The following is an 11,081-nucleotide window of genomic DNA, read 5'->3' as shown; positions in this document are numbered from 1 at the left end:
TGGTGGCGGTGGCACCAATCCCGGCGGTGGTGGAACCAACCCTGGTGGCGGCGGCACCAATCCCGGTGGCGGCGGAACCAACCCTGGTGGCGGTGGCACCAATCCCGGCGGTGGTGGCACCAACCCCGGTGGCGGTGGCACCAATCCCGGCGGTGGCGGGACCAACCCTGGCGGCGGTGGAACCAATCCCGGTGGCGGTGGAACCAACCCTGGCGGTGGTGGCACCAACCCTGGGGGCGGTGGGACCAGCCCGCCGATGTGTACCTGCCCTTGCGGCTTTTAGCCCTGTCCTCTAAGGCGGCGCGGTGCGGCCTTTCCGTGGTTGGTCACGGGTCAGGCCGCCCGTTGTTGCCGGGCCGCGCGGTCCAGGAACAGGCATAGGGCCAGGACCGGGATGCCGATGGCGGCGGTTCCGGCAAAGAACAGGGCATAGGCTCCCATCTGACCCGCCACCGGCTCCAGCGCCTGGACCATCTGACCGGAGAAGCCTTTCAGCACCTTGCCCAGGAACGCATAGAAGGAGGAGAGCAAGGCATATTGGGTCGCGGTGTAGCCCAGGCTGGTCAGGCTGGACATGTAGGCGGTCAGTGCAACGCCGGCAAAACCGGTGGAGATGTTGTCGACAATGATGGCGGCCGTGAATACCCCGATATCCGGCCCGCTGAGCGCCATGACCGAAAAGGCGAGGTTGGAGAAGGGGCCCAGGACGGCGCCCAGGATCAGCGTCCGCCGGAAGCCCAGCTTCACCGAGGCCAGCCCGCCCAGCGCGATGCCCGCGATGGAGGCCCAGAGTCCGACGGAGGCGCGGACCGTGCCCACCACTTCTTTCGTGAGGCCCAGATCCACATAGAATGGATTGATCATGGGCCCGATCATGAAGTCGCCCAGCCGGAAGGTGGCCACCACCAGAAGGATCAGGATCGACAGGGTGCCATAGGTGCGCAGAAAGGCCAGGAAGGGGCCGATGATGGCATCAACCAACCCATCGATGCGCCAGAGCGGCGCCGTCGCCACGCCGCCCGCCGGCGCATAGCGCGCTGGTTCGCTGCCCAGCAGGGTGGCGGCAATGCCTACCGCCATGACGGCCCCCGCTACGCCATAGGATGCCTGCCAGCCGATACCGGCTGCCAGCAGCAGGATCAGGCTGTCGGTGGCCAGCATGGCGGCGCGATACCCAGTCTGATAGGCGGCGGAGAGCAATCCCTGTTCGGCGCCATCATTGGCGCTTTCGATACGCCAGGCATCGACCACGATATCCTGGGTGGCCGAGGCGAAAGCCGCAAGCAGGGCGAAGGCGCCCAGTTTCCAGAGGTTGGCGCCGTCCGGCCCCACGGCCGCCATGCCGATCAGCCCACCGCCGATCAGGACTTGCGACAACAGCATCCAGCCCCGCCGCCGGCCCATGCGCCGCAGGAACGGTGCATCCAGCCGGTCGATCAGCGGGGCCCAGAACATTTTCAGCGAATAGACGATACCCACCCAGGACAGAAAGCCGATGGTGGCCAGGTCGGCCCCGCCTTCGCGCAGCCAGAAGCCCAGCGTATTGCCCGTCAGCAGAAAGGGCAGCCCCGAGGAGAAGCCCAGCAACAGCATGACCAGCACCTTGCGCTGGCGCAGCGAGCGCAGCACCTGCCGCCAGCCGATGGGCTTTTTCTGCTCCGGGGTCGCTGCATCGGCCGTCATGGGCGGATCCTGTTCTGAACAAAACGAAGAAGACCTGAGTATAGGCAAGGGCTTGCCCGCCTGCGCGGCCTATTTGCGCACGAACATTGCGCAGAATGCAGGTCGTTTGGACTGGAAAATACCCACGCTCTCCGCTTACAAAGTTCGACCCACCGGTGAAATCCGATGCTGGGTAACCCATATGCACATCCCGCCGCCGGGGAAGAGGCCGGTGCGGCGATGGCTGTAGAAGGAAGAGCAGGATCATGTCGACGGATACGCAGAAGGTGGGGACCGCTGGGCGCTGGACGCCTGACAGCTGGCGCGCCAAGCCGATCCGGCAGGTCCCGTCCTATCCCGACGAAAACCGGTTGAAGGCCGTCGAAGCCAAGCTGGCGGCCTATCCGCCGCTGGTTTTTGCGGGCGAGGCGCGACGGCTGAAGGGTCATCTGGGCAAGGTGGCGCGCGGGGAGGCATTCCTGCTGCAGGGCGGCGATTGCGCCGAAAGCTTTGCTGAATTCCACCCCAACAATATCCGCGACACGTTCCGCGTGCTTTTGCAGATGGCGGTCGTGCTGACCTTCGGTGCTGCCACGCCGGTGGTGAAGGTGGGTCGTCTGGCGGGGCAGTTCGCCAAGCCGCGGTCGGCCGATACCGAAGTGATCGAGGGTGTGGAACTCCCCTCCTACCGCGGCGACATCATCAACGGCTTCGACTTCACGGCCGATGCCCGTATCCCCGATCCCGACCGCATGGTCCAGGCCTACAACCAGTCAGCCGCCACCTTGAACCTGCTGCGCGCTTTTGCCCAGGGCGGCTATGCCGACCTGCACAAGGTGCATCAGTGGAACCTGGGCTTCGTGGAGAAGAGCCCGCAGGGCGAACGCTACCAGGATCTGGCCAATCGTCTGGACGAAACGCTGTCCTTCATGGCCGCCTGTGGCATCACGGGTGACACCACGCCGCAGATCCGCGAGACGGAACTGTTCACCAGCCATGAGGCGCTGCTTCTGCCTTATGAACAGGCGCTGACCCGCATCGATAGCACCACGGGCGACTGGTACGACGTGTCGGCCCATATGCTGTGGATCGGCGACCGCACGCGTCAGCATGACGGTGCGCATGTGGAATTCCTGCGCGGCGTCAAGAACCCGGTCGGCCTGAAATGCGGCCCCTCCATGGACCCGGACGACCTGATCCGCCTGATCGATGCCCTGAACCCGGCGGACGAGGCGGGGCGCCTGACCCTGATCGTGCGCATGGGATCCGACAAGGTGGCGGACAAACTGGCGCCTCTGGTCCGCAAGGTGCAGCGGGAAGGCCGCACTGTCGTCTGGTCCTGCGACCCGATGCATGGCAACACCGTCAAGTCTTCCACCGGCTTCAAGACCCGGCCGTTCGACCGTGTCCTGGGCGAGGTGCGGGGCTTCATGGAGGTTATCCGGTCCGAAGGCGCCCACCCCGGTGGCGTGCATTTCGAGATGACGGGCCAGGACGTGACCGAATGCACCGGCGGCGCCCAGGCCATCACCGACCATGCGCTGGCCCTGCGGTACCACACGGCCTGCGACCCGCGCCTGAATGCCAGCCAGTCGCTGGAACTGGCCTTCCTGATCGCGGAAAGCCTGAAGGCCGTGCGGGATGGGCTGCCGCGTACCCGCGTGGCGGCTGAATGATCATATTCCTGCGGCTGCGGCAGGCGCCGCAATCATAGGTCTATTGTTCACAGACAAAATGAAGACCCCGAAGTTTCCATACAGGAAGCTTCGGGGTCTTATTTTATTGATCAAAAACATGTTTTGAACCTTTCCCGTTCGGCGTCGCTATTAAGCCTCAGGCTGTTCGGCGATGTCGAACGGCATTCCAATGATGGTAAATTTACCATTGAAATCAGGGGGATTCATGATTTGTTATCGATATCATTCTATAGTTTCACCGTATCTTTACAAATAGATCGTCAGTAAAATCATTTAATTAAATTTTAAATCATAGAAACAATAAATGCGCGCTTCCATATGACCGGGAGCCGTGATGTTCAAGAAGCTGCCTTTGGTGACGAAGTTGATCCTGGCGATCATCATCGTCCTTGTCGTCGGCCTGGGTGCCGGCATCGTCGCCATCACCGAAAGCAGCGGGGAAAGCACCGATACCCTGTCACTGGAAGTGGGAAAGCAACTGGGCCAATATCATGGTGCCGTTGTCGAACGCCGGCTGAACGATGCTATGGATCTCAGCCGTTTCGTAGCCACCTCCGTGCTCAGCATGAAGCAGGCCGGCATCGTCAACCGCACCCAGTTGAACGCCTGGCTGAAGTCCCAGTTGGATAACAACCCGGATCTCCTGGCTGTCTGGGTCGGCATGGAGCCCAACGCCCTGGATGGCAAGGACGCCAACGCCGCCAACATGCCGGGCAGCGACGCCGCCGGCCGCTTTGTTCCCTATTGGAACCGTGGGTCCGGCGCGGTGGCACTGGAACCGCTGGTCGATTTCGACAAGCAGGGTGATGGCGACTATTACCAGTTGCCCAAGCGTCTGCTGCGCGAGGTGGCCATCGAGCCCTACAGCTACATGGTGGGCGGCAAGTCCACCCTGATCATGTCGCTGGCGGTTCCCATCATCGAGGACGGCAAATTCATCGGCGTGGCCGGTGTTGATATCGCCACCGACGGCATCTGGGACGAGTTGAAATCCGTGAAGCCGTTCGATACGGGTACCATCTCCCTGATCTCGAATGGCGGCCTGTGGGTCGGTTATTCCAACCGCGATCACCTGGGCAAGCCGATCGGGCAGACCAATGAGAAGCTGAAGGATGCGTTGCCCGCCATCAAGGAGGGCCGGCCCTATTCGCACCTGTCCTTCTCCAACAGCCTGCAGACCGAGGTGACGCAACTGTTCGTGCCGATCCGGATTGGTACGACGAACACCCCCTGGTCGATCCTGATCAATCTGCCCATGGACAAGATTCACGCGCCCAAGGTGCAGTTGCGCAACGCCATCCTGATCGGCGCCCTTGTCCTGACGGCCATTCTGATCCTGGCCCTGTGGTATTCCACCCGCCAGATCGTGGGCACGCCCCTGCGCCGGATTATCACCACCGTGCAGGCGCTGACCAGTGGCAATCATGCGGTGGTCGTGACCGACCGCGATCGCGGGGATGAGATCGGCGCCATCAACAATGCCCTGCAGCTTTTCAAGGAAAATGCCGGCCGCGTGGCGGAGATGGAGGAACAGCGCCGCCGCGACGAACTGGCCGCCGCCGAGAACCGGCGCCAGGAATTGAACCGTCTGGCCGATGCCTTTGAAAGCTCTGTCGGGCATGTCGTGTCGGCCGTGGCCGAACAGTCCAACAGTATCCGCAGCGACGCGGAAGCCCTGTCGGCCATCGCCACCCAGACCAATTCCCAGGCCACGGTCGTGTCGAATTCCGCCGATATCGCCAACGCCAATGTGCAGACGGTGGCGGCGGCGGCCGAGGAACTGGCCTATTCGATCGAGGAGATCAACCAGCGCATCGCCGATAGCTCCCGCCGGGCGACGGAAGCCGTGGGCGAGGTGGAACGGACCAACGATACCGTCGCCGGTCTGGCCCAGGCCGCCCAGAAGATCGGCGATGTCGTCAATCTGATCCAGTCCATCGCCGGCCAGACCAACCTTCTGGCCCTGAATGCCACGATCGAGGCGGCCCGGGCGGGAGAGGCCGGCAAGGGCTTTGCCGTCGTTGCGTCGGAGGTCAAAAGCCTGGCCAACCAGACCGCCAAGGCGACGGAGGAGATCGCGGGGCAGATCGCCGCCATCCAGTCCGTCAGCGGCAGCACCGTCACCGCCATCCAATCCATCGGCCGCACCATTGTCAGCATCAGCGAGACGGTGACCACCATCGCTGCGGCGGCCGAGGAGCAGGGGGCCGCCACCCGTGAAATCAGCCGCAATGTGCAGGAAGCGGCGACCGGCACGCGTGAGGTGACAGCCAATATCGAAGGCGTGACCCAGGCCGCTGCCGAAACCGGCCGGATGGCGGCGCAGGCCCGCAACGCCTCCGACAGCCTGTCGCGGGAGGCCACCCTGCTGCGGCAGGAGGTCCACCGGTTCGTCAGCGGCATCCGCGCCTGACGGCCGCGTGCCCTATCCCTTGCTTGTCCCAAGGGTCACGGCCCATGACCCTTGGAGGTCGCCGACTGGCGGCCCGCGCACATACCGAGAGCCATGCTCCATGGCTCTCGGTATTAAAATTCGTGGCCGCTTGTGTTACGCCTTTGGCAACCGACAATAAGGGGCCGCGATCCCATGGCAATCTCTCTGCACCGTCCGCTTTCCGTCCTGCTTCTGGCCGCCACTGCCTTGTGCGGAGCGATGTCTGTGCAGGCCGGCACGATCTATGTCCAGGCCGACCGCATGGTCGATGTGGTTTCCGGCAAGCTGGTGGACAAGCCGGCCCTTGTCATCACCGATGGCCGCATCAGCGCGATCGGGACGCAAGGGGCGGTCACGGTGCCTGATGGCGCGGAACGGCTGGACCTGACGGGCCTGACCATCCTGCCCGGCCTGATCGACATGCATGTGCATCTGACAGGCCGGCACGACATGCACGGTTATGAAGGCTTGGCTGAATCGACGGGGGATGAAACCATCAACGGGGTCATCCATGCCGAAAAGACCCTGTTGGCTGGATTTACGACAGCGCGAAACCTCGGCGCGGCGGGTTTCTCCGACGTCGCACTGCGCCGTGCCCTGGCGGCCAACCGGTTGAAGGGACCACGGCTTTACGTCTCGGGCCCCTCCATCGGTGCCACCGGCGGGCATTGCGACAACAACCTGCTGCCGCCCGAATATGACGCGCACAGCCAGGGGGCCGCCGACGGTCCCTGGGGCGTGGTCAAGAAGGTGCGCGAGGTGAAGAAATATGGCGCCGACCTGATCAAGATCTGCGCCACCGGCGGCGTTCTGTCCAAGGGTACGCAGGTCGGCGCGCAGCAGCTTGCGCAGGGGGAGATGGACGCCATCGTGGCGGAGGCCCGGCGCCTGGGCCTGAAGGTCGCCGCCCATGCCCATGGCACCGCCGGCATCAAGGCCGCCATCCGTGCCGGCGTCGATACCGTGGAACATGCCAGCTTCATCGATGATGAAGGCATCAGGCTGGCGAAGGAACGCGGCACGTACCTGGCCATGGATATCTACAATACCGAATATATCCTGTCGGCGGGGGAGGCGGCCGGCTTCCTGCCCGAAAGCCTGGCCAAGGAACGGGTCGTGGGCAAGACACAGCGCGAAAGCTTCACCCGCGCCGTAAAGGCCGGGGTGAAGATGGTGTTCGGTTCCGATGCCGGCGTCTATCCCCACGGCGACAACGGCAAGCAGTTCTCCCGCATGGTGCAATTCGGCATGACGCCCCTCCAGGCCATCCAGGCCGCCACGGTGAACGCGGCCGATGCGCTGGGCGCCAGCGTCGATGTCGGCGCGCTGAGCGTGGGCCGCTATGGCGACCTGATCGCCGTGAAGGGGGATCCGCTGAACGATGTCAGCCTGCTGGAAAAGGTGGATGTGGTTGTGAAGGGGGGCGAGTTGGTGAAGGGCAAGCCCTGACCTATCATCGCCGCACCAGCGCCGCGGCCCGATGACCCGACTGCACCGCCCCCTCGATGGTGGCGGGCAGGCCGGTGTCAATCCAGTCACCAGCCAGATAGAGGTTATCCGCCAGGCGCGGCCCGGGCCGCTGGCGGTCCTGTGCCGGTGTGGCGGCAAAGCCGGCCCGTTTCTCCTTGATGATGCGACCGGGGGCCGGGCGGTCGGGATCAAGCCCCAGGGCTGCTGCCACATCGCGCCAGAGCAGACGCAGCAGCTCGTCGGCGGGCCGGTCGATCAAGCTATCGGCGGCGCTGACCGTTACCGACACTGTATCGCCCCGCAGGAACAGCCATTCCGCCACCCCGCCGACCAGGCCCAGCAGCGGCAGGCACCCCGGCAGGCGCACTGTTCTGTCCAGTCGGTAATGGGCGTTCAGGATGCTGTGGAACCGGTCCGGCACGGGCAGTTGAGGCAGCAGGCCCGCCATTGCCTCTGCCGGCAGGGCCAGCACAACGCGATCGCCCGGTTGCAGGTCGATCCTGTCGGTCCCGAAATCAAGGGCGGTCACCTGATCATCCGTTGCGCGATGCAGCGCCTTCAACCGCCATCCGAATCGCACCACACCACCGCGTGCCGTCAGAAAGGCCAACGCCGGATCGACCAGGGCGGCCGACAAACCACCGGGACCCGCGATATAGGGCCGGCACGCCTCCGCCCCGCGCAGCAGGGTGCGCCGGAAGACAGACCAGAGAAGGCGGGCCGAGCCATCATGATAGGGTGTGTTCAGGATGGAGATGGCCAGGGGTTTCCACAGCCGTTCCGCCAACGGGCCCGTGTCGGGCAGCAGGTCGGCCACTGTCTGGTCCGGGCCGGCACAGGCCAGTTTCAGGACCTGGACATAGTCGACCAGCCGGCTGTCGGGCACCCGGCGTGCGGGATCGGCCAGCCACAGGGGCAGGGGGCCGCGACCGGGGCGCAAGGCCCACTGCTCTCCGCTGCGCAGGTCCAGAAAGGGGAGACACACGGGGGCGATGGTCCGCAGCCCGCCCCGCCCCCCGATCCTGTCCAGATAGGACAGGCATTCCCGGTTGGCCCCCAGGATCAGATGGTTGCCATTGTCGATGACCCGGTCCAGCCGGCCGTCATGCCAGGACCTGCAGCGGCCACCGGCATGGTCCGTGGCCTCGTACAGGGTGACGCCATGGCCGCTATCGGCCAGGGCAGTGGCGCAGGCAAGGCCCGACAGGCCCGCCCCGACCACATGCACGGCCCCGGTCACAGGCGCGGCGAACGGCCCAGGGCGCAGGACAGCGCGACGCTGATCTTCTCCCACTTGCCCAGGCGGGGGCGGCGGGACAGGGCATCGGGCGACCAGCCGCGCTGGCGCAGGCGCACCAGGATACGGTGGTACAGCACCATCATGGCGGCGGCCGGCCACAGCTTACGGTGCGGTTGCTTCAACAGGCCGTTGGCTTGATCGAACGCCGCCTCCGCCCGGGCCGCCAGCGCCTCGCACACCTGGGGCAGGGCGGGGTCGGTCAGCACGGAGACGGGGTCCGACTGGACCGCATAGATGTCGATGCCGGCATCCTCCAGCATCTCTTCCGGCAGATAGCAGCGGCCGTCACGCGCATCCTCTTCCACATCCCGCAGGATGTTGGTCAGTTGCAGCGCCTCGCCCAGAGCCAGGGCGAAGGCATCGGCGCTGGCATCGCCCTTGCCGAAGACCCGGACAGACAAAAGGCCAACGGCGCCGGCCACGCGCCGGCAATATTGCGCCAGCATGCCCAGCGACGGGGCACGGATCGGCCCATCCACATCCATCATCATGCCGTCGATGACGGCCTGGAATTCGGCCTGGGGCAGGCTGTAGCGGCGGACGGCAGAGGCCAGATCACGCAGGCGGCCATGGTGGCGGCCGGGGCTGGGCATGCCATACATGGCATCGATCCGCCGCTGCCAGTCGGTCAGGGCACCGCGCTTCACCTCGGTATTTTCCGTGCCGTCGGCGATGTCATCCACCGCGCGGCAGAAACCATAGATGGCGAACATGGCGCGGCGCTTGCGCTGGCCCAGCAGGCGCAGCGGCCAGTAGAAGGTGGAGGTGCCGCAACTGCCGGCCTTGGCCAGCACACTTTCCGGGGACAGGCGCGGCGGCCGGCGCGACATGCCGCGCAACACGCCCAGCAGGACGGCCCCCAGGCGGCTGAAGGCTGACAACTGCACCTTGCCGGCCAGTGGGTCGCGCCGGCGCAATTGCCTGGACAGGGCCACGGCCATTTCGATGATGACCGCCGATTCCATGCGCAGGCCGGGGTTGGCGATCAGGCGGGGCAGGGCGCTGGCCCGGCGCAACAGCGAATCGACATTGTCCAGCGTCCGGTCGATGACGGTGCGCACCGGCGGTGTCGCCTCCGTCTCCACCAGATGTTCGACGGACCCGCCCGCTTCCTTGAACCAGGCGGTCGGGAGATAACAACGGCCCAACTCCACCCAGTCGTGCCGGCAATCCTGGATATGGTTCAGAATCTGCAAGGCGGTACACAGGGCGTCGGACGCGGGGGCGGCATTGATGCCCTCCCCATGCAGTTCCAGCAGGAAGCGGCCCACGGGATTGGCGGAATAGCGGCAATAAAGGACCAGATCCTGCCAGGTCTTGCAGTGGCTTCCCATCGCGTCGCGACGGAAGGCCTGCAGCAACTGCCGTGCATGGATACCCGACACACCCGTGGCGGTCTGTGTCGCCTTCAGGGTCAGGGCCGGGGCCAGCCAGGGCTGGTTGCCGATGCCGCTGACCAGGGCGCGCTCCAGCGCATCCAACTGCGCGATCTTCATGTCGGGTTCGACATGCGGGTCGTCGGCAATATCATCCGCCAGCCGCGCGAAGGCATAAAAGGCCATCACATGCGGGCGGTAAGGCGCCGGGATCAGCCGCGACGCAACCGGAAAATTCTCCGCCGCCGCGCCCTTGCGGGCCGCGGGATCTCCCGGCTGGGCGGGGTTCTGTGTGGACAGGCGGAATTCGGCCATGGGTCGGGCAGGGCTCTGTCGTCGGTCGGGAGGATAGTTTGCCACGACAGGGGTGCCTTATAGAAGTGGCGATAATGCGGCAGGGGTGTCCGGACATGACAAACCCCGCCGGTGGGACCGGCGGGGTCTGCATGAACCTGTGAAGGATTCGCGGCAGGCGCTGACCGTCAGATGACGGCACCGCCCTTGATCTTGGTGAGGCGGGCGTTCACGGCATCCCAGTTGACCGTGTTCCACCAGGCGGCCAGGTAGTCGGCGCGGCGGTTCTGGTACTTCAGGTAATAGGCGTGTTCCCACACGTCGTTACCGAACAGGATCGGCGTGCCATTGAACAGCGGCGTGTCCTGGTTCGGCTGGGCCACGATGGCCAGCTTGCCGGCCGTGTCGGCGGTCACGAACACCCAGCCGGAGCCGAACTGCTTCGTACCGGCTTCGTTGAACTTCTTCTTGAAGTCCTCGAAGCTGCCGAAATCGCGAGTGATGGCCGCACCGACATCGCCGGTCGGGTCGCCGCCGCCATTCGGGCCCATGATGGACCAGAACATGGAATGGTTGGCATGACCGCCGCCATTGTTGCGAACGGCAGTGCGGATGCTTTCCGGCAGCTCGCCCAGACGCTTCAGCAGGTCTTCCAGCGACAGGTCGTGCAACTGGCTGTGGTCAGCCAGGGCATTGTTCAGGTTGGTGATATAGGTCTGGTGGTGCTTGCCATGGTGGGTGGCCATGGTCAGCGCGTCGATATGCGGCTCCAGCGCCGCGGTGTCGTAGGTCAATGCCGGCAGGGTGAAGGCCATGATGATGGCTCCTGTTCTCTCGGGGTTGGATGT

8 protein-coding genes are annotated in these 11,081 nt (G+C 65.0%); 4 read left to right on the top strand and 4 right to left on the bottom strand.

Translation table 11 applies throughout. The annotated features are described in order from the left end of the window. Positions 1-2: 2 nt before the first annotated feature. Positions 3-296 carry a hypothetical protein gene (locus KBA48_RS11515; protein WP_367273831.1) on the top strand — a complete coding sequence of 98 codons (294 nt, stop codon included), beginning with the start codon at positions 3-5 and terminating at the stop codon, positions 294-296. A 37-nt stretch (positions 297-333) separates the two neighbouring features. Here KBA48_RS11515 and KBA48_RS11510 read toward each other — a convergent pair whose 3' ends face one another. Then, a complete protein-coding gene (locus KBA48_RS11510) occupies positions 334-1,683 on the bottom strand; it encodes an MFS transporter (RefSeq protein ID WP_292906350.1) in 1,350 nt (449 codons plus the stop codon). A 245-nt stretch (positions 1,684-1,928) separates the two neighbouring features. On the opposite strand from KBA48_RS11510, the gene KBA48_RS11505 reads away from it, so the two are divergent. From KBA48_RS11505 to KBA48_RS11495, 3 genes are all read left to right on the top strand, one after another. Continuing rightward, positions 1,929-3,338, top strand: a complete 1,410-nt coding sequence (locus KBA48_RS11505; protein WP_292906348.1) for a class II 3-deoxy-7-phosphoheptulonate synthase — start codon at positions 1,929-1,931, stop codon at positions 3,336-3,338. A 355-nt stretch (positions 3,339-3,693) separates the two neighbouring features. Next, positions 3,694-5,772 carry a methyl-accepting chemotaxis protein gene (locus KBA48_RS11500; protein ID WP_292906347.1) on the top strand — a complete coding sequence of 693 codons (2,079 nt, stop codon included), beginning with the start codon at positions 3,694-3,696 and terminating at the stop codon, positions 5,770-5,772. 174 nt (positions 5,773-5,946) lie between these two features. After that, a complete protein-coding gene (locus tag KBA48_RS11495) occupies positions 5,947-7,242 on the top strand; it encodes an amidohydrolase family protein (protein ID WP_292906346.1) in 1,296 nt (431 codons plus the stop codon). Between the two features lie 4 nt (positions 7,243-7,246). Here the strand turns inward: KBA48_RS11495 and hpnE are convergent, their stop codons facing one another. The 3 genes from hpnE to KBA48_RS11480 all read right to left on the bottom strand — a co-directional run bounded on the left by hpnE (position 7,247) and on the right by KBA48_RS11480 (position 11,048). Beyond that, positions 7,247-8,491, bottom strand: a complete 1,245-nt coding sequence (gene hpnE, locus KBA48_RS11490) for a hydroxysqualene dehydroxylase HpnE (protein ID WP_292906344.1) — start codon at positions 8,489-8,491, stop codon at positions 7,247-7,249. 8 nt (positions 8,492-8,499) lie between these two features. Further along, on the bottom strand, positions 8,500-10,254 hold the full coding sequence (locus tag KBA48_RS11485) for a squalene/phytoene synthase family protein (RefSeq protein ID WP_292906342.1): 1,755 nt from the start codon (positions 10,252-10,254) through the stop codon (positions 8,500-8,502). Between the two features lie 167 nt (positions 10,255-10,421). After that, on the bottom strand, positions 10,422-11,048 hold the full coding sequence (locus tag KBA48_RS11480) for a superoxide dismutase (protein ID WP_292906340.1): 627 nt from the start codon (positions 11,046-11,048) through the stop codon (positions 10,422-10,424). Positions 11,049-11,081: the final 33 nt, after the last annotated feature.

This window comes from Niveispirillum sp. (assembly GCF_017996735.1).
In the GTDB taxonomy this organism is placed as follows: domain Bacteria; phylum Pseudomonadota; class Alphaproteobacteria; order Azospirillales; family Azospirillaceae; genus Niveispirillum.
Note: the sequence above shows the minus strand (reverse complement) of the source record. Positions and strands in the feature narration are given on the sequence as shown.

Excerpts from the sequence above, each read along its gene's own strand:
- KBA48_RS11480 (WP_292906340.1), bottom strand. The coding sequence starts at position 11,048 with ATGGCCTTCACCCTGCCGGCATTGACCTACGACACCGCGGCGCTGGAG.
- KBA48_RS11505 (WP_292906348.1), top strand. The coding sequence starts at position 1,929 with ATGTCGACGGATACGCAGAAGGTGGGGACCGCTGGGCGCTGGACGCCT.
- KBA48_RS11495 (WP_292906346.1), top strand. The coding sequence starts at position 5,947 with ATGGCAATCTCTCTGCACCGTCCGCTTTCCGTCCTGCTTCTGGCCGCC.
- KBA48_RS11510 (WP_292906350.1), bottom strand. The coding sequence starts at position 1,683 with ATGACGGCCGATGCAGCGACCCCGGAGCAGAAAAAGCCCATCGGCTGG.
- KBA48_RS11485 (WP_292906342.1), bottom strand. The coding sequence starts at position 10,254 with ATGGCCGAATTCCGCCTGTCCACACAGAACCCCGCCCAGCCGGGAGAT.
- KBA48_RS11500 (WP_292906347.1), top strand. The coding sequence starts at position 3,694 with ATGTTCAAGAAGCTGCCTTTGGTGACGAAGTTGATCCTGGCGATCATC.